Raw genomic sequence first — 22,132 nt, 5'->3', positions numbered from 1 at the left:
CCGTCATCAAGGCCGGTGCGGCCACCGAGGTCGAGCTCAAGGAGCGCAAGCACCGCATCGAGGACGCCGTCCGCAACGCGAAGGCTGCCGTCGAAGAGGGCATCGTCCCCGGCGGTGGTGTCGCGCTCATCCAGGCGGGCCAGAAGACCTTCGCGTCGCTGGACCTCGTGGGTGACGAGGCCACCGGTGCCAACATCGTCAAGGTCGCCATCGAGGCGCCGCTGAAGCAGATCGCGCTGAACGCGGGTCTCGAGCCGGGTGTCGTGGCCAACAAGGTGGCATCGCTCCCCGCGGGCGAGGGTCTCAACGCCGCCACCGGTGAGTACGTCGACATGTTCGGCGCCGGCATCATCGACCCGGCCAAGGTCACCCGTTCGGCGCTGCAGAACGCCGCGTCGATCGCGGGTCTGTTCCTCACCACCGAGGCGGTCGTCGCCGACAAGCCGGAGAAGGCTGCGGCGGCTCCGGCCGACCCGACCGGCGGCATGGACTTCTAAGACCGACGTCGCTCACCCGAAGGGCCCCAGCGTTTCGCTGGGGCCCTTCGGCGTGTGTCCGACGTGGTGTCAGCGGAACATGCCCGCCGCGGCCAGCTCGGTCTGGGCGTACTGCTGCCCCGTGCTGGCCAGCGCCGTGCTGATGTCGGTGAGTGCGGCTTCGAGATCGCGTTGCGCGGCACGCCACCGGTCCACGACGCCCTGGAACGCGACCGACGCGGTGCCGGTCCACGAGCCCTGCAGTTGCGTGAGCTGGCCGAGCATGGCGGCGGTCTCGGATTGGAGGCGGTCGCCGGTGGCGCGGATTGCGGCGGTGGCGGACATGACAGCATCGCTGTCGACGGAGTAGACGGCCATGAAGGGCTCCCTCGGATCGGATCGGATCGTTCTGGTCGCCACGATAACCGGCCCGCTCGGACTGGAATCGCGCGGGAGCGGAGTCGGTGGACAACCGCCGCGTCGTGCCGATCGGGGAGGAGTGGATGGCACCCGCCGTCCGCTCGTGGGGAACCAGGTACAACGAACGCGGACAATCCCCTAGTCGTCCAGCTGCAGGCGCGGGAGCGGCTGGGTCTGGATGAGCAGGTGCTCGGCGGAGTCACGCGCGCGGGCGAGGGGGAACGAGGCGCGGAACGTCGCACCACCGCCCGGTGTCTCGGTGACCTCGATGGCGCCGTGCAGCGCCTCAACCACGGAAGCGACGATCGATAGCCCCAGGCCCGACCCGCCGGTCTCCCGTGCGCGGGACGTGTCGGCGCGCCAGAACCGCTGGAACACCTTGTCGCGCAACGGTGCGGGAATGCCCTCGCCGTGGTCGATCACCGCGATCCATCCCATGCCCATGGTCGGGTCGATGCCGACCGTCAGCTCGATCGGCGACCCCTCCGGCGTGTAGCGGCGTGCGTTGCCGAGCAGGTTCGCGACCACCTGGCGGATGCGGTCCTCGTCGCCGAGCACCACCGGCTCCCGGTCCTCGGTGCGCGGGGCGGGCGCCGGCGTGGGCTGGGGCGGTGTCTCGGGGAGGCTCGCGCGGCGACGCCGCGCGAGAAAACGGCCGCCCGGCGGGCGCCGGGCCGGCTCGACGGCCACCGGCTCGCTCGTGTCGCCGGTCTCGCCTGCGTGAGCGAGGTCGGCGGTCGTGTCGACGAAGGTCACGACCCGGTCCGGCGAGGTCGCGTGCGCATCGAGGGCGGCATCCCGGGCGACCGGCCGGAGGTCGACCGGCTCGATCGTCATGTCGCGCCGCTCGTCCAACCGTGCCAGCGACAGCAGGTCCTCCACGAGGCCACCCATCCGGATCGCCTCCTTCTCGATCCGCTCCATCGACTGCGCGGTCTGTTCCTCGCTGGTGATCGCGCCCATGCGGTACAGCTCCGCGTAGCCTCGGACCGTCACCAACGGCGTGCGCAACTCGTGACTCGCGTCGCCGATGAAGCGGCGCATCTGCAGCACCGACGCATCGCGCAGCGCCAGGGCGCGGTCGACCCGGTCGAGCATCGCGTTGAGCGCGATCTTGAGCTTGCCGACCTCCGTGCCCGGCGCGATCTCGCCCATGCGCTGACTGAGGTTGCCGGCCGCGATCGACATGGCCGTCTCCTCGACCTGGCCGAGGCCCCGGAACGCGAGGGTCACCAGCCAGCGGGTCAACAGCGCGCCGACGATGACCGTGAAGATCGCGAGGATCGTGTAGATACCGACGTAGTTGGTCACCGTCTGGGTGACCGTCGTCAGCGGCAACGCGACCAACTGCGTGTAGTTGTCGCGGACGCCTTCGATCGGACCGAGGAAATCGACGCTGGCGTGGAAGGTGGCGGCACCCTCTTCGGCGTTCAGCGTGAACGGCGTCGTCCCGCGGATCTGCGTGCGATCGAGGGGGAAGGAATCGGGGAAGTCCGGCCGCGCGCTACGCCCGCCCCCGGCGGTGGCGAGCAGGTCGCCGGTGGGGCCGTAGACGGCCACGAAGTACTGGGTCGCCGGGGTGCTGACATTGGGGACGAACCTCGGGACACCGTCGAACACCGTGACCGTCATGAGCGAACTGGTCACATCGGTGGGGGCCAGCTGCGTCAGCTGCTCATCGATCGACGACAGCTGGGCGTTGCGAAGGAACACCATCGTGCCGACACCGGCGATCAGCAGACCGATGGTCAGGACCGCGACGGTCACTCCGGTCACCTTGCCACGCAGGCTGATGCTGCGCCACCACGCGGTGACCGTGTCGGTCGATTTCGTTGCGCCGTCCAGGGCAGCCGCCGATGAGGCTACTTGCCGACCTTGAGCATGTAGCCGAAGCCACGCTTGGTCTGGATCAGCGGTTCGGACGAATGCGGGTCGATCTTGCGCCTCAGGTACGAGATGTAGCTCTCCACGATGCCGGCGTCGCCGTTGAAGTCGTACTCCCACACGTGGTCGAGGATCTGCGCTTTGCTGAGCACCCGGTTCGGGTTCAGCATGAGATAGCGCAGCAGCTTGAACTCCGTGGGCGACAGGTCGATGGAGATGTCGCCCACGGTCACGTCGTGCGTGTCTTGATCCATTGCCAGCTCGCCCACTTTGATCGTCGACTCCTCGTCGGCCTGCATCGTGCGCCGGAGGATGGCCTGGATGCGGGCGACGATCTCGTCGAGACTGAACGGTTTGGTGACGTAGTCGTCACCGCCGGCGTTGAGGCCCTCGATCTTGTCGCCGGTGTCGTCCTTCGCGGTCAGGAACAGGATCGGCGCGGTGTAGCCGGCGCTGCGCAGCCGCTTCGTGACACTGAAACCGTTCATATCGGGCAGCATGACGTCGAGGATGATCAGGTCTGGTTCTTCCTCCAGCACGGCCGAGATCGTCTGGGCGCCGTTGGCGACGGCCCGGACCTGATACTCGGCGAACCGTAGGCTCGTGACCAGCAGGTCCCGGATGTTGGGTTCATCGTCAACGACGAGGATGCGCGGTGCGGTCATAGACCCATCCTGGCACCGGAACCGATCTGTTCGCTGGATATCGACCGCGCGGGTGAAGATAGAGGGATGACCTCGGCCGCCGCAGTTCCCCACCAGCCGCCCGCGACCGGCAGTTCCCCGCGCGTCGCGTCGCTTCCGGCCGACGCGCACACCGGACTCGCCTTCCACCGGTTGGTGTTCGCGCGGCGGAGGCACGCGTGGTGGTCGCCTCTGCTGGTCGGCGTGCTCGGAGTGCTGTTGTTCGTCGGGTTGGCGGTGGTCATCGTCGTGATCGTCGCGCTGATCTCCCTCGCCGATCCCGGCATCCTTGCCGCGCTGACGCGATTCGCGCAGTCGCCACGGATCGACATCGCCGACCCGGTGATGCTGGCGATGGTGCTCGGCTCGATCGCGCTCATGCTCCCGGCGTATGTGCTCGCCTCCCGCATCGTGCACGGCGCGCGGGTCGGGCTGGTCTCCTCGGCCGCCGGGCGGCTGCGGTGGGGGTGGCTGGTGCGATGCGGACTCCTTGCCCTCGCGGTCTACACCGTCGTGGAGGGGCTGGCACTGCTGCTGCCGGGTTCGAGCGGGGCCGGCCCGGGGGTGGCCGCGTGGGGCTGGTCGCTGCTGGTGGTGATCGTCCTGGTCCCGATCCAGGCCGCTGCCGAGGAGTACGTTTTCCGCGGCTACCTCATGCAGCTGATCGGGCGGTGGCTGCGGCATCCGCTGTGGGCGATCCTCCTGCCGGTGCCGTTGTTCGTGGTGGGGCACCTGTACGACCTGCCGGGGCAGATCAGCGTCGGGATCTTCGCGGTCGCGGCAGCGTGGCTGTCGTGGCGCACCGGCGGGCTGGAAGCAGCGATCGGCCTGCACGTGGTCAACAACCTCGTCGTGTTCGCCACGGGGCTGTCCGGCCTCACCGATGTTCCCGCCTCGGGAACCACCGTCGTGGGTCTGGTGCTGTCAACCGCCGCGGTCGGCGGCTACGTCGCGCTGATCGAGTGGGTGTTCCCCCGGCAGCGGATGCCGCGGGTGCTCGTTCTGGTGCCGCCCGGCTCGACCGCCGTCGGCGACGGTCGCTAAACCGCCACCTGCTCGGCGTCCATGATGGTGTAGCTGTATCCCTGCTCCGCCAGGAACCGCTGCCGGTTCTGCGCGTAGTCCTGGTCGACGGTGTCCCGCGCAATCAGCGTGTAGAAGCTCGCGGTCTGACCGCCGGTCTTGGGGCGCAGCAGCCGCCCGAGGCGCTGGGCCTCCTCCTGACGCGAGCCGAACGACCCGGACACCTGGATGGCCACCGAGGCGTCGGGCAGATCGATCGAGAAGTTCGCGACCTTGGAGACCACCAGCACCGGCACCTCCCCGGTGCGGAAGGCGCGATACAGCTCCTCCCGCTCCTCGACCGGTGTCGCGCCGGTGATCCGAGGGGCTTCGAGAGCGTCGGAAAGCACGTCGATCTGGTCCAGGTATTGGCCGATCACGAGGATCTGTTCGCCGCGGTGCTGGGCGACGAGGTCGCGCACAACCTCGATCTTGGCCGGTGCGGTCGCGGCCAGACGGTACCGGTCGGCGTCCGTCGCCGCGGCGTACTCGAGCCGGTCGGATGCCGGCAGGTCGATGCGCACCTCGTAGCACGCGGCCGGTGAGATGAACCCCTGCGCTTCGATCTGTTTCCAGGGTGCATCGAACCGTTTCGGGCCGATGAGGCTGAACACGTCGCCCTCCCGACCGTCCTCCCGGACCAGGGTGGCCGTCAGCCCCAGGCGGCGCCGGGCCTGCAGGTCGGCGGTCAGTTTGAACACCGGTGCGGGAAGCAGATGCACCTCGTCGTATACGATCAGGCCCCAGTCGAGCGCGTCGAGCAGGGCGAGGTGGGCGTACTGTCCCTTCCGTTTGGCCGTGAGGATCTGGTAGGTCGCGATCGTGACCGGCTTGACCTCCTTGGCGTGTCCGGAGTACTCGCCGATCTCCTCCGGAAGCAGCGAATTGCGCGAGAGTAACTCGGCGCGCCACTGCCGGGCGCTCACCGTGTTGGTGACGAGAATGAGCGTGGTGGTCTTGGTCTCGGCCATTGCCGCGGCGCCGACGAGGGTCTTCCCGGCGCCGCAGGGAAGGACGACGATGCCCGAGCCGCCCTCCGTGAAGGTCTCGACGGCGTCGCGTTGGTACGGGCGCAGCGACCAGCCGTTCTCGGCGAGGTCGATCTCGTGCGGGGTGCCGGGGGTGTACCCGGCACGGTCTTCCGCGGGCCAGCCGATCTTGAGCAGTTCCTGTTTGAGCTGACCGCGGGCCCAGGCATCCACCACGAACGTGTCGGGGGAGGGATGGCCGATCAGCAGCGGTGCGACCCGCTTGTTCCGCGACACTTGGGCGAGCACGGCGGGGTCGCCCGATCGCAGGATCAGGACACCCTCGGCGTCGCGTTCGATCGTGAGGCGCCCGTACCGGTCCACGGTCTCGGCGATGTCGACGGAGACGGACGCCGGCACCGGGAAGCGCGACCACCGGTCGAGCGTCGTGAGCATCTCGTCGGCCCGGTGACCGGCCGCGCGCGCGTTCCACAGGCCCAGGCGCGTGATGCGGTAGGTGTGGATGTGTTCGGGTGCGCGCTCCAACTCGGCGAAGATCGCCAGTTCGTGTCGCGCCTGTTCCGCCTGCGGATGGGCGACCTCCAGCAGGACGGTGCGGTCGCTCTGGACGATGAGGGGGCCGTCAGCCATAACGGATCATTCTATCGCCGTCAGGTGTTCGTCGGTGCGGAGGCCTCCGGATGCCGGATCGAGACGATGTGCGAGATCGGGAGTGTCCGTTCGACATCGGAATTCGCATCCCGTCCGCGCAGCCGGCCGCCGCCGACGCCGAGCACCTCGACGGCGACGTCGCGCTCGGCGCCGTCAGGGAAGCGGACGGTCACCGTGAGGGTCTCCCGGGTGCGTGCCGCGCGTTCGAGTTCGCGCATCCGCCATGCCGCGTCGGTGTCGTGCGGCTGCGCGCTGCGCAACCGGGCCAGCAGCGAACCGTACTTGGAGATCGGGGTGGGGGTGGGTGGTTCCGGGACCACCGTCACCCGGTCGAGCCGGTGGGGGCGGCCGTCACCGTCGACGGCGACCACCGGGTAGCGGGCATCGACCAGCATCCAGTACACGGATTCCGGCGGGGTGTGCGTCACGAGGGCATCCCCCGTTCGGGTCAGCGCGAGCGGGCGCAACGACTGATCGACCGCGAGCGCGCTCACCAGCGCCGCGTCGTCGCCGCAGATGCGCGTCGCTCCGGTGCCGTCGGGTCCGACGCGCACCGCACCGTGACGGTCGGCGGTGCGGTCGATCTCGTAGGCGAGCGGCTGCGGCAGGCCCGTCAATGACAGCTCCTGCAAGAACTCCCGGATCGAGGCGGCGGTCTCGCCGCCGGTGAGGGCCTGGCCGATCGTGTCGGCGCCGAACCGGTAGGTCGACGCCTGGGCCCGGGACTCCCGCCGCGCCATGGACCGCAGCCGCAGTTCGAGATGCGGTCGCAGTGGTCCGGGCGCGATGGCGGTCAGATCGTTCTGCAGGAAGACCTTGTCCACTTCCCCCGGGAGCAGCCGCTGCAGGGCGTCCGCGTCCACGTCGCCGCCGGCGGCGAGGGCAGCCCCCCAGGCGGGCGGGAATCCGTCCGCACCGATCATGCCCCAGCGGCGGAACAGGGCCGCCAGCTCGCCCGCCCGGTGCGGCCACTGCGGGTCGAACGGGTAGGCGCCGGGCCAGGTGTCCAGGCCGACCCACCCGGTTCCCTCGGCCAGGCCGCGCGGTAGCGCGTCGCCCAGGCGCCGGGCAACGTGCCCCCAGCGCTCGATCGTGCCGTCGTGCAGCCACGGGATGGATGCCTCGGTGACCAGCCAGCGCCGCGCATCGGGTGCGATCAGCCCCGCGATCTCGGCGATGGCGAGGAGTTCGTCGGCGGCGTCGGCATCGTCGGCGGCACCGATGTCGACCAGGCGCCTGCGGTCCGTGGCGCCGAGAGCACCCGTGCCGATGCGGGCCAGGGGAGTGCGGGTGGCGACGTCGATGATGTCGGCGAGTGAGGCTGCCGCGTGGAAGGCCCGCTCGGCCAGTTCGGCGTCGGTCGCCGGCGCTCCGGGACTCGCCGCGCCCGCCGACGTGATCGCCACGGGACGGTGGGTGCGGACCGCATCGAACGGCACCCCGTCATCGCCGATCAGCCCCGCTCGGCGCAGCGCGTCGCGAGGCGGGCCGGAGGGGACGGTGCCGCGGGGCGCCGGCGTCAGGGCATCCGTGAGGGCGTCGGCGTCGGCACGGGTGAGTGCGGCGTAACCCAGGTCCAGTGACGCTGGGTCGAGGAGGGACTCGGCGGCGTCGAGGAGGTCGTCCCAGCCGGCGGCGGCCGGCACCTGCCGCACCAAAAAGAGCCCCGCCAGCGTTTCGTCGTCGAGCGCGGTGAGGCTGTCCGCCAGCGCGCGTACGTCCGACGCCGACACCGTTAGCCTCCCCGGTTGGCTCGCGCCCTTCGCACGAAGGTCGAGATGAGCACGGTCATCAGCATGAGAAACGCCAGGATCGGCGCGATGTAGACCGTGGCGCTCACGGCGGGCCAGACCCCGCCGGCGAAGTCGGCGTGTTCCATCCCGGTGGCCGACCCGATCATGATGGCGAAGAAGCACACGATCGCCAGGGCCAGCAGCCCCAGCGACATGAACGCGAGAATGCGGTCGATCGGCCGGACCGGCAGATCGTTACCGGAGTTGCGGGTGCTCATTCCCCCGAGCCTACTGCGTGGCGGAGGTGCCGTAGGCTGGACTGCGGGGCGGTCCGGTCCCGTTCTCATCATGCCCGCGCACGGGCCCACCAACGAGGTATGCGATGCCCACCGGCAAGGTCAGGTTCTACGACCAGGACAAAGGTTTTGGCTTCATCGCCACGGACGACGGCCAGGACGTCTTCCTGCACGCCACGGCGCTTCCTACCGGAACCGAGAGCGTGAAACCGGGCACGCGACTGGAGTTCGGCGTCGCCGACGGCCGGCGCGGCCTGCAGGCGCTGTCGGTGCGTGTTCTAGATGCCCCTCCGGCGACCGCCAAGCGCAACCGGCCCAAAGCGGACGACATGGCGGTGATCGTGGAGGATCTCGTCAAGCTCCTCGACGGCATCGGCGGAGATCTGCGGCACGGACGCTACCCGAGCGGTGCGCACGGCAAGAAGGTGGCGGCGATCCTGCGCAAGGTCGCCGACGATCTCGATGCCTGAGACCGACATGGCCGCCGACCCGGTCGCCACCGCCGCAGTCATCGACACGGTCGCCCCGGACCCGCGGCTGCTCGCGGCGCACGACCTGGCGCTGGCCGCCGTGTACGAGATCACGCCGCGTGACACCGTCGGTGCCCCCGCCGGTCACGTCGACGAGGGCGACGGCGTCGTCTCGCTGCTGTTCAGCAATCGCCTCCACGGCTATCCGGGGTGGTACTGGACGGTCAGTCTCGCCGTCGTCGACGACGCTGACCCGACCGTCCTGGAGGTGGAACTGCTACCCGGCGATGCGGCGCTCCTGGCCCCGGAGTGGGTGCCGTGGGCGGTGCGGCTGGCCGAATATCAGGCTGCGCAATCGGAAGCCGATGCCGAGGACGACGCCGACGACGCGGCAGCCGACGACGCAGCAGCCGATGTCGACGATGACCTGGATGACCTCGACGACCTCGACGATGGCGACTTCGACGCGGACGGGTCGCCGATCCTGCACTCCGGTGATGTCGACGGCGTTGACATCGACGAGCTCGACGAGGACGCGTCGCCCGACCAGGAACCCGATGCGGCCGATACCGCCACCGAGGATGAGGCCGGGGCGGACGCTGACGCCGATGCTGACGCTGACGCTGACGACGAGGACCTTACCGACGCTGACGTTGACGACTCCGTCGAGGGAGCAGAGCCGCCGTCCCAGGACGGCGCGGCCTGAATCAGCCGCGCAGCCCCGCAACGGTGACGTCGATGCACTCGATCAGACGGCGCACGTCATCCGGATCGATCGAGACGAACGTCGCCACGCGCAGTTGATTGCGGCCGAGCTTGCGGTACGGCTCGGTGTCGACCACACCGTTCGCGCGCAGGCTGGCGGCCACGGCCGCGGCGTCCACGCTGTCGTCGATGTCGATGGTCACCACGACGGGCGAACGGTCGGAGGCGTCGGCGACGAAGGGTGTCGCAAACGATGAGGCCCGTGCCCACTCGTAGAGCGCGCCGGACGACTCCGCGGTGCGCGCACCGGCCCACGCGAGGCCGCCGTTGCCGTTGATCCACTCCAGTTGTGTCTCCAGCAGGTGGAGCGTCGCGACGGCGGGGGTGTTGAGCGTCTGGTTCAGCCGGGAGTTGTCCACCGCGTTCTTCAGGCTGAGGAACTCGGGGATGTAGCGGTCGGAGGCGGCGATGCGCTCGATGCGCTCGATGGCGGCGGGGGACATCGCGGCCAGCCACAGCCCGCCGTCGGAGCCGAGGTTCTTCTGCGGCGCGAAGTAGTAGACGTCGCATTCGGTGACATCGAAGTCGATGCCGCCGGCGGCACTGGTCGCGTCGATGACGGTCAGGGCACCGGCGTCGCCGTGGACGCGGGAGACCGCGGTCGCCACGCCGGTGGAGGTCTCGTTGTGCGGCCACGCGTAGACATCGACGCCGACGACCGGCTCCGCCTTCGTGCTGCCGCCCGGCTCGGCGGTCCGCACGTCGGGGGCGTCGAGCCAGGGAGCGGCGGCGGCCTTGGCGAACTTGCCACCGAACTCGCCGAACACGAGGTTCTGGGCGCGGCGCTCGATGAGGCCGAACGCGGCGGCATCCCAGAACGCCGTGGAACCGCCGTTGCCGATCACGATCTCGTACCCGGCGGGGAGGCGGAGCAGGTCGGCCAGTCCGGCGCGCACCCGCCCGACCAGATCCCGGACCGGGGCTTGCCGGTGGGAAGTGCCGAGGAGAGCGGCGCCGGCGGTAGCCAGCGCGGTGACCTGTGCGTCACGCACTTTCGACGGACCGCACCCGAATCGTCCGTCGACGGGCAGGATCTCGTGGGGGAGCGTCACGTGAGGCATGCTCCGATTCTATGGGGATGCTCCCTCGTGGCCGGGTGGTCTCGGTGGGAGGATAGGCTGGCCTTTCATCGCTCCAGCCGCCGAGGTGCCCATGACCGATCTCATCGATACCACCGAGATGTATCTGCGTACGATCCTCGAACTCGAGGAGGAGGACATCACTCCGTTGCGGGCGCGGATCTCCGAAAGGCTCGGCCATTCCGGCCCGACGGTGTCGCAGACGATCGGCCGGATGGAGCGCGACGGCCTCGTCGTGGTCTCCGAGGATCGGCGGCTGGAACTCACCGACGCCGGACGCCAGAAGGCGGTCGACGTGATGCGCAAGCATCGGCTGGCCGAGCGGCTCCTCAGCGACGTCATCGGTCTGGACTGGGCGTACGTGCACGAGGAGGCCTGTCGCTGGGAGCACGTCATGAGCGAGCTCGTGGAACGGCGTCTGATCGAGCTGCTGTCCCACCCCACCGAGTCCCCCTACGGCAACCCGATCCCGGGGCTGGACCAGCTCGGCGACACGCCCGCGCGGACGTTCGACGAGGGCGTCGTGGGTCTGGTGCGGCTGCTGAACGAGACCGACGGGACGGTGTCGGGCACGGTGCGCCGGCTGGCCGAGCCCGTGCAGGTGGATCCGCAGTTGTTGGAGCAGTTGCGCAGCGCCGGAGTCGTGCCGGGAGCCGAGGGGGACTATCGGTTCAGTGAGGGCTATGTGCTGGTGCAGATGGCCGGCAACGACGAGGGGCTGGAGCTTCCGGTCGAGGTCGCCTCCCACATCTTCCTGGCCGATCCGCGGCGATGAAGGCTGTGTATCCGCGCAAAGGGCCCTGGGAACACTGATCGGAATGTGACTTATTCGTTACCTTCCGGTATTCTCGAAGAATCCACCCGGTGAGAAGCCCGCCGACGGATCTCCGCGCGAATAGTCTCATCGGCTCGTCGTTCGTGCGGTGCGAAGCATAACCCAGTGCCCGAAACTGCTTTCTGACGAGTCGGCGTCGTGGGGCGCGGAGGCACCCGGAGGATGGTTTGGCCGATACGAACGCCACGTTGACAGCGACACCCGAGCTCGATCCGACGACCGTTGGCGCCGCGGCGCCGGTTGCCCAGACCCGACGCTCCCTCGCGCGCCGTGCCGCCGCCAAGACACCCCCTCGGCGGGCGCGCAGCAGCAACAAGCCACATCCGATGCGGAGCCTGCTCACAGTCACCGCCGTCGCCGGTCTGGTCGCGACGGTTGCGATCCCGGCGTTCGCCGCTGCCCGCGGCGGTGCCGCCGAGGCGTTGACCGTCGAGCAGGTCGCCGCCGAGAACGCGCAGTCGCTCGTCGTCGCCTCCGAGGCGACGCCCGTCGCTTTGGAGCGTGAGGGCTACGCCGCCACCACTCCCGAAGAGATCCAGAAGAAGAAGGACGAGGAGGCCGCGAAGGCGGCCCTCGCCGCGCGGCTGGCGGCAGCCGCCGCGAGTTCGTCGACCTCGTACACGAGCTCTTCGAACGCCTCCGTGCCGCAGACGATCGCGGTGACCGGCGACGTCGTGCGCCCCTTGCCGCACTTCAACAACTTCGGCACGCCGTATGCCGGCCACCGTGGCACCGACTACATGGTCGGCCGTGGTACCCCGATCTACGCGATCGCCGACGGTGTCGTGGTCGCCTCCAGTGAGGCTGGTCCGGGGTGGGGTGTCTACGTCAAGATCGCCCACAACATCGGCGGCCAGAGCGTCACCTCGCTGTACGCGCACATGACATACGGGTCGCGGCGCGTCTCGGTCGGCCAGACCGTCTCGGCGGGCCAACTCATCGGGCAGGTCGGTGACACCGGTCGCGCCTACGGCACCCACCTGCACCTCGAGATCGTCGTCGGTGGGGTCTACCAGGTGCCGGAGAACTGGTTGGTCGCCAACCTCGGTTGATCCGACACGCCCATCGTTCTCGTTTCGTTCGGCTCCCGTTCGCCCGGGCTGTACTAGCCTGAGGTCGATGCTCGTGTGAGTGTGAGAGGGGAGCCCGATGGACGTCATACCCCGCATTCGAACCGTGAATGCGTTAGGTCGGTACGTCCTTCGGCATCGTGGAGACGACCGCCATGTCGTCGGTCGTGGAATCAAGGCGCTGTCCGTGTGACAGTGCCTTTTTTCGTCTCTGCGCACCGCTCGTTCCCGCACGTCGTCGCAACCGAACACCGCTGAAGCCGTCACCGGCCGTTCGAGAGGACAACCCATGCGTACCCTGGTGCTGAACGCGGGCTACGAGCCCCTAGCCGTCGTGTCGTTCAAAAGAGCCCTGGTGCTCGTGATGAACCGCAAGGCCACCGTCATCGAGCACGTCGAGGGCAATCCGGTGTGGGGCACGCAGGACGTGTACGAACGTCCCGCCGTGATCCTGCTCAGCCGATACGTGCGGGTGCCGGGCAGCCGGCGGGCGCCGGTGACACGGCGCGGGGTGCTCCGTCGCGATGCGAACCGATGCGCCTACTGCGGCACCGGCGCCACGACGATCGACCACGTCCTCCCTCGCTCGCGTGGGGGCGCCGAGACGTGGGAGAACCTGGTCGCCTGCTGCCTGCGCTGCAACAACGTGAAGGGTGATCGCACCCCGCAGGAGATGGGGTGGGAACTGCGGTGGGTGCCGAGGGCACCGCGCGGGTCGCAGTGGACGGTACGGGGTACCGACCGCACCGATCCGGCGTGGGAGCCCTACCTGGCGCTCGCCGCCTGATCGTCGCCTGTCGGCAGGACCTCGTCGATGCCGCGGAGGAATTCGTCGGGGTCGAAATCCTCCAGAAGAGCCGATTGTAAGACGAATCCCGGGAGCATGGAGATGACGACGGGGGTGGCCAGGTCGGCCCACTGTGCGGCGTGTGAGGCGTGGTCGGGTCGGGTCGTCGCCCACCGCTCCAGCCCGTCGCGCACCGTCTCGCGCAGATCGCCGAAGACCGACTTCAGCTTGTCGCGCAGGTCGTCGTCCACCGCCGCCTGACCCCAGGCCTGGACCACCGCCGAGAACGGGACGGATCCTCGCATTCCCTCGGCGAGGAGCCGGACAATCCGGGCGGGGGACAGTGGTGCGTGGCCACCGGCGGCCAGCAACTCGCTCCGGCGGGCGTCAAGGATGCCGCTGGCCACCGACCGGATGATCTCGGTCTTGCTGTCGAAGTAGAGGTAGATGGCGCCGGAGGACAGGCCCGACTCGCGGATGATGTCGGCCATCGAGGTCTGCTGGTACCCGGAGCGAGTGAAGCAGCGCAGCGCCGCCTCGAGGATCTCGGCGCGACGCTCCTCGCGTCGCGCGTCGCTGATCTTCGGCATCCTCACGCTCCTCTTGACGACTGTACCCGGTACTCCCACAATAAAGAACGAGCATTCGTTTTGTAAAGGAGTCATCATGGCCGCATCCCACGACGGGGGACCCACCCCGTGGCAGCGTCTGCCGATCATCGCCGTCGGAGTATCACTTCTGGTGGGCGTTGTGCTGCTGGCCTTCTCGTGGCCGGCGGTGACCGCCGACCCGAAGGACCTTCCCATCGGGGTGGTCGCCTCGGCGGAGCAGCTCGAGCAGATCGCCACCGCGATCGACGAGGAGTCCGAGGGTGCGGTCGAACTCACCGAGTACGACGATCGCGCGACCGCCGTCACGGCGATCGAGAGCCGTGAGGTCTACGGGGCGATCGTGCTTCCGGCGGCGCAGGGCGACGCCCCCGAGGTGCTCACCGCATCGGCGGCCAGCCCGGTCGTCGCGCAGATGCTGCAGGGCATCGCGCAGCAGCAGCAGGCTCAGATCGATACGCAGATCCGCGCGACCGTGGAACAGAACCTCGCCGCGATGCAGCAGGCGTTCGCCGAGACGATGCGGGCCGCCGTCGAGGCGGCCGTGACGGCGGTGCAGAACGGGCAGGCCCCACCCGCGCCCGGCGGCGCCGAGGCGGCTCCCGTGACGATTCCGACCGTGACGGTGCAGGTGACCGACGTCGTCGCGCTGGCCGACACCGATCCCCGCGGGGCGGGGCTGACCGCCGCGATGTTCCCGATGGTCATCGGCGGCATGATCGGCGGGATCGTGCTCGCGCTGGCGGTCGCAGGCGGCGCACGACGGGTCGTGGGTGTGCTGATCTATGCGCCGGTGGCGGGGCTGGTTCTCGCCGGCATCCTGCAGGGGATGTACGGTGCGCTGCAGGGGAGCTACCTGCTCAACGCCGCGGCGATCGCTCTGGCCATCGCCGCGATCTCCGGGACGATCACGGGGCTGGCGGGCCTGTGGGGGCGTGCGGGCGTCGCTGTGGCCGCTGTGTTCATGCTGTTGCTCGCCAATCCGATTTCGGCGGCGACCGTGCCGGTGGAGTTCGTCGTCGCCCCGTGGGGGGCGATCGGTCAGTGGCTTCCGCCCGGGGCGGCCGGCACGCTGCTGCGCGACCTGTCGTACTTCCCCGGTGCCGACATGACCTTCCCGTGGCTGGTCCTGGGAGTCTGGGCGCTCGCGGGCCTGGTGCTGACGGTGCTCGACCTGCCAGGGCGACGACGCCCGGTGGCGGAGCCGAACGTGGCGCTGAGCGCGGTCTGACGGCCGGATTCCGGCCCGATCCGGGGCGATGTCGGAGGTCGTCCATATCTTCGAAGTCTACATTGAATGAATAGAACATCTGTTCTATTCTGTGGACGTGAGGTCGACCGTGCAGAATACGACTGCCGAGGTGCAGCGGCTGCGCGCCCAGCTGGAACGGGTGCAGGGCCGCCGTCTGGACGCACCCGTGTTGCCGGTCCACCCCGCGCTGGAGGGGGTGTTGCCCGGACGCGGGTTGCGAACCGGATCGGCCTATGTGCTCGGGGCATCCATGTCGTTGCTGTTCGCGCTCCTGGCCCAGCCCTCGCAAGCCGGGGCATGGTGCGGTGTCGTCGGGATGCCCGAGTTCGGCGTCGAGGCCGCCGAGAGGATCGGGGTCGATCTGTCGCGGCTGGTGTTGATCCCCGACCCGGGCGAGCGGTGGCTGGCCGTGACCGCCACAATCGCCGATGTCCTGCCGGTGGTCGCGGTGCGTCCACCGCAGCGGGCCTCGCACGGTGAGGCCTCCCGGCTGGCGGCGCGGTTGCGCGACCGGGGCACCGTGCTGCTGGTGCAGGGCCCGTGGCCGCAGGGCGAGGCGACGATCGACGTCGCCGACGCCCGGTGGGAAGGCCTCGGGCACGGACACGGGCTGCTGACCGAGCGAGAGCTCACCGTCACCGTCAGCAGCCGGCGATATCCGGTGGCGCGGCGCAGCCGTCTGCTCCTTCCCGCGGCCGACGGAACGGTCGTGGGGCGTCCGCCGTCAGCCGGGCAGCAGCCGATGCCCGTGCCGATTCGGGCGGTGGGCTGATGTCCCCGGTGCGCTGCCTCGTCGCGTGGGTCCCCGACTGGCCGGTCGTGGCCCTCACCCGCGACGGGGACGATCCGCCCGACCCCGACCTGCCGATCGCGGTGGTCGGCGACGGCGCGATCACGGCCTGTTCGGCAGCGGCGCGGGCAGAGGGGGTGGCACGGGGGCAGCGTCGCCGTGACGCGCAAGCGCGCTGTCCTCAGCTGGTCGTGGTTGCCGCCGAACCCGCGCGTGACCAGCGCGTCTTCGCTCCGGTGATCGCCCGACTCGAACAGCTGGCGCCCGGCGTGCAGCAGATCGAGCCGGGGTTGTGCGCACTACGCGCACGCGGGCCCGCCCGCTATTACGGAGGCGAGGCGGCCGCCGCCACCGTGCTCAGCGGGGCGTTGCAGGATTCCGGTGTCGCCGACGTGCGCATCGGGGTCGCCGACGGCCCGTTCACCGCCGAACAGGCAGCGCGCAGTACGACGACGCGCGATGATCCGATCCGCATCGTTCCCGAGGGGGCAGCGGCGGCATTCCTGGCGCCCCTGTCCGTGGCGGTGCTCGACGACGAAACCGCGTCGCTGTTCGCACGACTGGGGCTGCACAGCCTCGGGCAGGTCGCGGCGATCGATCCGGCGCGCCTGGTGGAGCGCTTCGGCGCCCGTGGCGCCCGCCTGCACGCGTTGGCGGCGGGACTCGATTCCCGCCCGGTCACGCCGCGCACGCCGCCCGCCGAGCTCGACCGGGTCGTGGAGTTCGAACCACCGCGGGAACTGGCCGAACAGGTGGCCTTCGGGATGCGGATCACCGCGGAGGAATTCATTGCCGGGCTGGGCGCCCTCGACCTGGTGTGCACCGAACTGCGGGTACGGATCACGGGGGACCGCGGCGAAAGCAGCGACCGGGTCTGGCTCCACCCGGGGGCCTTCGACGCGGGAGGGGTCATCGACCGGGTGCGCTGGCAACTGGCCGAGCAGCGGCTGTCCAGCGCCGTCCAGCGGGTGCGGATCGTTCCGGAGGCGGTAGATGCGGCATCCCACCACACGGCGACGCTGTTCGGTTCGGGCCCCGAAGAGAAGGTGCATCATGCCCTGTCACGGGTGCAGGCCATGCTCGGGCACCGCGGTGTGGTGACGGCGACGGTCGGCGGAGGCCGCTGGCTGAACGAACGGCAGACCTTGGTGCCGTGGGGGGATCGTGTCGCCACGCTGCACGACCGTGCCCGGCCCTGGCCGGGCCGTCTGCCCGATCCGTTGCCCGCGACGGTGTACAGCACTCCCGTCCCCGCCGCGGTGACCGACAGCGACGCAGACATGGTCGCCGTCGACGAACGAGGGGAGATCACTGCGGAGCCGGCGACGGTCGTGGTCGCTGGACGTCCGCAGCGCATCCGGACCTGGGCGGGGCCGTGGCCGCTGGTCGAACGAGGGTGGGACCCGGCGCGGGCCCGCCGTGCCCATCGTTTCCAGGTCGTGGACGAGACCGGGGTCGCGTGGCTGCTGGTGTGCGAAGACGGGGCCTGGTCCGCGGAGGCCCGGTATGACTGAGAGGGCGGGCTGATGGGGTTCGACAATCCGTCGGTCTCGTGGGCCGACATGGAACGGCTGCTCAGCGACCGGCGGCGCCCGGGCGGCCCGCCCGCCGGGGCCGACGGCGGGGACAGCCCGGCCTGGTCGCGTAAACGCGGCGCCTACGTGCCCCCCGGGACCGTGCGGCCCGTCGATGCAGTGCCGTATGCCGAACTGCACGCACACTCATCCTTCTCGTTCCTCGACGGAGCGTCGTCGCCGGAAGAACTCGCCGAGGAGGCCGAACGGATCGGTCTGCACGCCCTGGCGATCACCGACCACGACGGGTTCTACGTCATCGTGCGTTTCGCCGAGGCCGCCGAGAGCCTGGGGGTGAAGACGGTGTTCGGCGCGGAGCTGTCGCTCGACCTGCCGGCACCGCAGAACGGCCAGCCCGACCCGGCCGGGACACACCTGCTGGTGCTGGCCCGGGGCGAAGAGGGGTACCACCGCCTGGCGGCGGCGATCACCCACGCGCAGCTGACCGGCGCCGAGAAAGGACGACCGCGCTACGACCTGGACGAGTTGGCCGAGCAGTCCGGGGGTGCCTGGACGATCCTCACCGGCTGCCGCAAGGGCGCCGTGCGCCGGGCACTCGCCGCCGGGGGCGCCGCTGCGGCCGGCGCTGCGCTGGACGGGCTGGTCGCCAGGTTCGGTGCGGATGCCGTCGAAGTCGAGCTCTTCGATCACGGCGACCCGCTCGCATCTCGGCACAACGATGTGCTGGCTGGCCTGGCCGCAGACCGGGGGCTGCCGGTGCTGGCCAGCGGCAACGTGCACTACGCCGTGCCCGAGCGGGTGCACCTGGCGGCCGCGGTCGCCGCGGTGCGCGCGAACCGGGCGCTCGACGAACTCGACGGGTGGCTGCCCGCGCACGCTGGGGCCCATCTGCGGTCGGGGGCGGAGATGACGCATCGGTTCCGCCGCTACCCCGGGGCGGTGGCCCGCACCGTCACCGTCGCCGACGACCTGGCCTTTCCGCTGCGCCGGGCCAAGCCGGCGTTACCGAAGCTCCCGGTCCCGCACGGTCACACCCCGATGAGCTGGCTGCGCCACCTGGTCTGGCAGGCCGTTCCCCGGAAGTACCCCGATGCCACCGCCGCAGACCGAGCGCGCATCGACAAGGAACTGGGGGTCATCGAGCAGAAGGACTTTCCGGGCTACTTCCTCATCGTGCACGGTATCGTCGCCGAGGCTCGGCGCCGCGGCATCCTGTGTCAAGGGCGGGGGTCGGCGGCCAACAGCGCCGTCTGCTACCTGCTCGACATCACCGCGGTCGACTCGATCGCGTACGATCTGCCGTTCGAGCGGTTTCTGTCGGCGCTGCGCGACGAAGAACCCGACATCGACGTCGACTTCGATTCGGACCGCCGCGAGGAGATCATCCAGTGGGTGTATCGCACGTACGGTCGGGACCGAGCGGCGCAGGTCGCGAACGTCATCCAGTACCGGCCGAAGAACGCGGTGCGCGACATGGCGAAGGCGCTCGGGCACTCGCCCGGCCAGCAGGACGCGTGGTCGAAGCAGGTGGAGCGGTGGGGCGACGCGTTCGGTGAGGGGACCGACATCCCGGATCGGGTCATCGCGTACGCGTCGGAACTGCTCAAGGCGCCGCGGCATCTCGGCATCCATTCCGGCGGCATGGTGCTCACCGACCGTCCCGTCGGCGAAGTGGTGCCGATCGAGCACGCCCGCATGGACGGGCGCACCGTCATTCAGTGGGACAAGGACGATGCCGCCTGGATGGGACTGGTGAAGTTCGATCTGCTGGGGCTCGGGATGCTGGCCGCACTGCAGTACTGTTTCGACCTCATCGCGGGCGCGACGGGGGAGAGGTGGGAGCTGGCGACGCTCCCGAAGGAAGATCCCGCGGTCTACGACATGCTGTGCCGGGCGGACTCGATCGGGGTGTTCCAAGTGGAATCGCGCGCGCAGATGGGGTTGCTGCCGCGGCTGCAGCCACGCAGGTTCTACGAGCTGGTGATCGAGATCGCGCTGATCCGTCCCGGTCCCATCCAGGGCGGTGCCGTGCATCCGTATGTGCGCCGCAAGCTGGGGCGCGAGGAGGTGACCTACCCGCACCCGAAACTCAAGCCGGTGCTGGAGCGGACCCTCGGCATCCCGGTGTTCCAGGAGCAGCTGATGCAGATGGGCATGGCCGTGGGGGGCTTGAGCGGTGAGGACGCCGATCTGCTGCGCCGTGCGATGGGTTCCAAACGGGGGGTGGAACGGATCGAGTCGCTCAAGCAGAAACTGTACGAGGGGATGGCCGGGAACGGTTTGGTGGGCGAGGCGGCCGACGACATCTACGCGAAGATCCAGGCGTTCGCGAACTTCGGTTTCGCCGAGTCGCATTCGCTGTCGTTCGCGTTGCTGGTCTACGCGTCGAGCTGGATCAAGCTGCACTATCCGGCGGCGTTCCTGGCGGGGCTGCTGCGGGCGCAACCGATGGGCTTCTACTCGCCCGCGACGCTGGTGGCCGATGCCCGCCGCCACGGGGTGCGGGTGCTGCGTCCGGATCTGCACGCCTCGGGAGTGGATGCCGCGCTGGAACCGGAGGGTGGGGCGGCGGCGGAGCGCGCTCGGGAGGGGATCGGCGCGGGGGAGGGCTGTACGGGGTGTGCTGGTCCTCCCGAGTGCGGTTCTCCTCCACTGTGCGGGCCGCGTGTGGCGCGGGACGCGGGAGAGCCTGTCGGGGCGATGTCCGCGGGAGGGATGCCCGCGTGCGCCGACCGCAGGCAACCGCCGGCCGGTCCGTTCGATCCCGGTGCGCCCGACGAGTCGGCGGCGCATCGGCGGGACGGGGTGTTCGCCGTGCGATTGGGGCTGGCGGCGGTGACGGGCATCGGGCAGCGGATGGCGAAGGCCATCGTCACCGAACGTGAAGCCGCCGGTGCCTACCGGGATCTGCGCGACCTGGCGCGGCGTACCGGTGCGACGACAGCGCACCTAGAGGCGCTGGCCACCGCGGGGGCACTGGAGTGTCTCGGCCTGACGCGCCGGGAGGCGCTGTGGATGGCGGGGTCGGCGGCGCAGGACCGCGCCGAGTTCCTGCCGCATTCGCTGGTGGCGGTGCAGCCGCCGCTGTTCACCGACCAGAGCAGTTACGACGTGCTGGCCGCCGACCTGTGGGCGACGGGCATCTCCACCGACGACCACCCGATCACGCACTACCGATCGGGGCTGGACGCCCGCGGGGTGCTCACATCGACCGAGTTGCGCACCCACGAGACCGGGCGCCGGGTGGAGGTTGCGGGACTGGTCACGCACCGGCAGCGGCCGGCCACGGCATCCGGGGTCACGTTCCTCAACCTCGAGGACGAGCACGGCCTGATCAACGTGATCTGTTCGCAGGGTGTGTGGCAACGGTATCGCCGGGTATTGCGCGACAGTCCCGCGCTCATCGCCCGCGGCATCCTGGAGCGCTCGACGGAAGGGGTGACGAATCTGCTGGCCGACCGGTTCGACGATCTTCGCGTCGGCGTGCCGCACCGATCCCGTGACTTCCGGTGAGCGCCGCGCCCGTCACGAGCAGGTCGCGAAGGTGTAGCCGGGGTCGTCGGGGGTGGTGAGGTCGCGGTCCCGCAGCGTCGTCGTCGGCGGTTGCGCCGGGTCGGCACACAGCGCGGCAAAGGGCCGGGGGAGGTTGTCGGTGTACTCGATGGCGAGGACGGCCGCACCGTACGCGTCGGTGTAGGCGCTGCACTCGTCGTACGCCCCGCACTCCTCGGCCACCACGAAGTCGAAACCGGCCGTGCGGCGCAGGTCGGCGGCGTGTTCGGCGACGTTCTTCTGCCCCGCGGCCAGGCCCGCTTCGTGCGCGGCCCGGACGAGCGCGACTGCCAGCGCGGTGGCGTCGTCGAGGGAGACCAGCCCGTCCGAGCGGGTGTAGCTGTCGAGGTTGTCGAACTCGACGGCGTCGTAGCCCGCGTCGGCGCACGATCGGATCCACGCGGTCACGATGCCCGCGACCGCGTCGGTCTGGCGCACGTCCACAAGCGCCTCGTCCGGCCAGTCCGGGTCGCGGATCGTCTCCCGGTCCGCACCGCGCAGCACGAGCCGATCCGGCCAGCGGTCGAGTTCGCCCGGCTGGGTTTGAAAGGCGTTGAGGTAGCAGATGCTGTAGCGCTGCGGGTCGGGCGGGTCTGTGCGGTCCCGGACGACGATGCCGACGTCGTCCGCGGGGGTGTAGGCGTCGGAGAGCTGATAGTCCAGGGCGGCCCCCGCCGGCGGGAGGCTGATCGGCGCCGGCCCGGAGCCATCGGGCGACGCGGCACCACCCGGTGGCGCGGTGCACGCGGTGATCGCGAGCATGCCGCCCATGATCACACCCGTTACCCAGCCGCGCCGAATCCGCATGGCACGACCGTACCGCTCGTCGTCCGCCGCGAACCCGGTCCGCGCGGCGGTGCCGCCGCTCCCCGGTAGACTCGACGTGCCTGCCTCTGTAGCTCAATGGAAGAGCAGTTGCGTCCTAAGCAAACGGTTGGGGGTTCGAGTCCCTCCAGGGGCACCACACCATCTCGCGCCGGTGTCGTGGATTCGGAGGGGTGCGCTGGATTCGGAGCATCCCGGGCAGGTGGGTCCGAATCTGCGGGCGATCTCCGAATCTGGGCGCGGGCGAAGCCGGCGGATGCCGTCAGTGGGCGGCGTCGTAGGCGGCCAGCACCGCGGCGGGGACTCGGCCGCGCTCGGACACCGTGTGCCCGTTCTTCGCAGCCCACTCGCGCACCGGGCCGTAGTCGCG

21 protein-coding genes and 1 tRNA gene are annotated in these 22,132 nt (G+C 70.1%); 12 read left to right on the top strand and 10 right to left on the bottom strand.

Features of this window, described 5'->3' with window-relative positions; genetic code table 11:
• A partial coding sequence (locus ACK5KK_RS15605) for a TCP-1/cpn60 chaperonin family protein (protein WP_416891002.1) occupies positions 1-497 on the top strand: 497 nt, incomplete at its 5' end.
• A 69-nt stretch (positions 498-566) separates the two neighbouring features.
• Here the strand turns inward: ACK5KK_RS15605 and ACK5KK_RS15600 are convergent.
• The 3 genes from ACK5KK_RS15600 to ACK5KK_RS15590 all read right to left on the bottom strand — a co-directional run bounded on the left by ACK5KK_RS15600 (position 567) and on the right by ACK5KK_RS15590 (position 3,445).
• Positions 567-854 (bottom strand): WXG100 family type VII secretion target, encoded by a 288-nt coding sequence (locus tag ACK5KK_RS15600; RefSeq protein ID WP_416891001.1) that lies wholly within the window; start codon positions 852-854, stop codon positions 567-569.
• 180 nt (positions 855-1,034) lie between these two features.
• Positions 1,035-2,663, bottom strand: a complete 1,629-nt coding sequence (locus tag ACK5KK_RS15595) for a sensor histidine kinase (RefSeq protein WP_416891000.1) — start codon at positions 2,661-2,663, stop codon at positions 1,035-1,037.
• Positions 2,664-2,758: 95 nt separating this feature from the next.
• The gene (locus ACK5KK_RS15590) at positions 2,759-3,445 is read right to left on the bottom strand and encodes a response regulator transcription factor (RefSeq protein ID WP_416890999.1); all 687 of its coding nucleotides are present in this window, start codon (positions 3,443-3,445) and stop codon (positions 2,759-2,761) included.
• 66 nt (positions 3,446-3,511) lie between these two features.
• Between ACK5KK_RS15590 and ACK5KK_RS15585 the strand changes: the two genes are divergently transcribed.
• Positions 3,512-4,507, top strand: a complete 996-nt coding sequence (locus ACK5KK_RS15585; protein WP_416890998.1) for a CPBP family intramembrane glutamic endopeptidase — start codon at positions 3,512-3,514, stop codon at positions 4,505-4,507.
• Here the strand turns inward: ACK5KK_RS15585 and ACK5KK_RS15580 are convergent.
• The 3 genes from ACK5KK_RS15580 to ACK5KK_RS15570 are packed head-to-tail and all read right to left on the bottom strand — an operon-like array spanning position 4,504 to position 8,176.
• Positions 4,504-6,144, bottom strand: coding sequence for a DNA repair helicase XPB (locus ACK5KK_RS15580; protein ID WP_416890997.1), 1,641 nt, complete (start codon positions 6,142-6,144; stop codon positions 4,504-4,506). The two genes, ACK5KK_RS15585 and ACK5KK_RS15580, sit on opposite strands and share 4 nt — an antisense overlap.
• Positions 6,145-6,164: 20 nt before the next feature.
• Positions 6,165-7,898, bottom strand: a complete 1,734-nt coding sequence (locus tag ACK5KK_RS15575; RefSeq protein ID WP_416890996.1) for a helicase-associated domain-containing protein — start codon at positions 7,896-7,898, stop codon at positions 6,165-6,167.
• A 2-nt stretch (positions 7,899-7,900) separates the two neighbouring features.
• The gene (locus tag ACK5KK_RS15570; protein WP_416890995.1) at positions 7,901-8,176 is read right to left on the bottom strand and encodes a multidrug ABC transporter ATPase; all 276 of its coding nucleotides are present in this window, start codon (positions 8,174-8,176) and stop codon (positions 7,901-7,903) included.
• 104 nt (positions 8,177-8,280) lie between these two features.
• On the opposite strand from ACK5KK_RS15570, the gene ACK5KK_RS15565 reads away from it, so the two are divergent.
• Both ACK5KK_RS15565 and ACK5KK_RS15560 read left to right on the top strand, forming a co-directional pair.
• Positions 8,281-8,664: a cold-shock protein gene (locus tag ACK5KK_RS15565; RefSeq protein WP_416890994.1), complete on the top strand. Its 384-nt coding sequence runs from the start codon at positions 8,281-8,283 to the stop codon at positions 8,662-8,664.
• Positions 8,657-9,370: a DUF3027 domain-containing protein gene (locus tag ACK5KK_RS15560; protein ID WP_416890993.1), complete on the top strand. Its 714-nt coding sequence runs from the start codon at positions 8,657-8,659 to the stop codon at positions 9,368-9,370. Before ACK5KK_RS15565 ends, ACK5KK_RS15560 begins: the two co-directional genes overlap by 8 nt.
• Position 9,371: 1 nt before the next feature.
• Here the strand turns inward: ACK5KK_RS15560 and serC are convergent, their stop codons facing one another.
• Entirely contained in the window at positions 9,372-10,490 is a 1,119-nt protein-coding gene (gene serC / locus ACK5KK_RS15555) for a phosphoserine transaminase (RefSeq protein WP_416890992.1), read from the bottom strand.
• A 91-nt stretch (positions 10,491-10,581) separates the two neighbouring features.
• Between serC and ACK5KK_RS15550 the strand changes: the two genes are divergently transcribed.
• The 3 genes from ACK5KK_RS15550 (at position 10,582) to ACK5KK_RS15540 (ending at position 13,200) form a co-directional block, all read left to right on the top strand.
• Positions 10,582-11,283, top strand: coding sequence for a metal-dependent transcriptional regulator (locus ACK5KK_RS15550; RefSeq protein ID WP_416890991.1), 702 nt, complete (start codon positions 10,582-10,584; stop codon positions 11,281-11,283).
• 386 nt (positions 11,284-11,669) lie between these two features.
• Positions 11,670-12,395, top strand: a complete 726-nt coding sequence (locus ACK5KK_RS15545; protein WP_416890990.1) for a M23 family metallopeptidase — start codon at positions 11,670-11,672, stop codon at positions 12,393-12,395.
• Between the two features lie 307 nt (positions 12,396-12,702).
• Entirely contained in the window at positions 12,703-13,200 is a 498-nt protein-coding gene (locus ACK5KK_RS15540) for an HNH endonuclease (RefSeq protein ID WP_416890989.1), read from the top strand.
• Here the strand turns inward: ACK5KK_RS15540 and ACK5KK_RS15535 are convergent.
• Positions 13,179-13,790: a TetR/AcrR family transcriptional regulator gene (locus ACK5KK_RS15535; RefSeq protein WP_416890988.1), complete on the bottom strand. Its 612-nt coding sequence runs from the start codon at positions 13,788-13,790 to the stop codon at positions 13,179-13,181. The genes ACK5KK_RS15540 and ACK5KK_RS15535 overlap by 22 nt on opposite strands.
• Positions 13,791-13,866: 76 nt before the next feature.
• Between ACK5KK_RS15535 and ACK5KK_RS15530 the strand changes: the two genes are divergently transcribed.
• The 4 genes from ACK5KK_RS15530 to ACK5KK_RS15515 all read left to right on the top strand — a co-directional run bounded on the left by ACK5KK_RS15530 (position 13,867) and on the right by ACK5KK_RS15515 (position 20,898).
• Positions 13,867-15,039, top strand: a complete 1,173-nt coding sequence (locus tag ACK5KK_RS15530) for an ABC transporter permease (protein WP_416890987.1) — start codon at positions 13,867-13,869, stop codon at positions 15,037-15,039.
• 97 nt (positions 15,040-15,136) lie between these two features.
• Complete coding sequence (locus ACK5KK_RS15525) at positions 15,137-15,832, top strand: hypothetical protein (protein WP_416890986.1); 696 nt, start codon at positions 15,137-15,139, stop codon at positions 15,830-15,832.
• Entirely contained in the window at positions 15,832-17,364 is a 1,533-nt protein-coding gene (locus ACK5KK_RS15520) for a DNA polymerase Y family protein (RefSeq protein WP_416890985.1), read from the top strand. Before ACK5KK_RS15525 ends, ACK5KK_RS15520 begins: the two co-directional genes overlap by 1 nt.
• 12 nt (positions 17,365-17,376) lie before the next feature.
• Positions 17,377-20,898 carry an error-prone DNA polymerase gene (locus tag ACK5KK_RS15515; protein ID WP_416890984.1) on the top strand — a complete coding sequence of 1,174 codons (3,522 nt, stop codon included), beginning with the start codon at positions 17,377-17,379 and terminating at the stop codon, positions 20,896-20,898.
• Positions 20,899-20,910: 12 nt separating this feature from the next.
• On the opposite strand, the gene ACK5KK_RS15510 is transcribed toward ACK5KK_RS15515, so the two are convergent.
• Positions 20,911-21,744 (bottom strand): endo alpha-1,4 polygalactosaminidase, encoded by an 834-nt coding sequence (locus ACK5KK_RS15510; protein ID WP_416890983.1) that lies wholly within the window; start codon positions 21,742-21,744, stop codon positions 20,911-20,913.
• Between the two features lie 82 nt (positions 21,745-21,826).
• Here ACK5KK_RS15510 and ACK5KK_RS15505 point away from each other — a divergent pair.
• A tRNA-Arg gene (locus ACK5KK_RS15505) sits at positions 21,827-21,901 on the top strand.
• A gap of 123 nt (positions 21,902-22,024) precedes the next feature.
• On the opposite strand, the gene ACK5KK_RS15500 is transcribed toward ACK5KK_RS15505, so the two are convergent.
• Positions 22,025-22,132 (bottom strand): Lsr2 dimerization domain-containing protein (locus ACK5KK_RS15500; protein WP_416891003.1); only part of this gene is annotated, 108 nt, incomplete at its 5' end.

The organism is Microbacterium sp. (genome assembly GCF_047972865.1).
Classification (GTDB): Bacteria; Actinomycetota; Actinomycetes; order Actinomycetales; family Microbacteriaceae; genus Microbacterium.
Note: the sequence above shows the minus strand (reverse complement) of the source record. Positions and strands in the feature narration are given on the sequence as shown.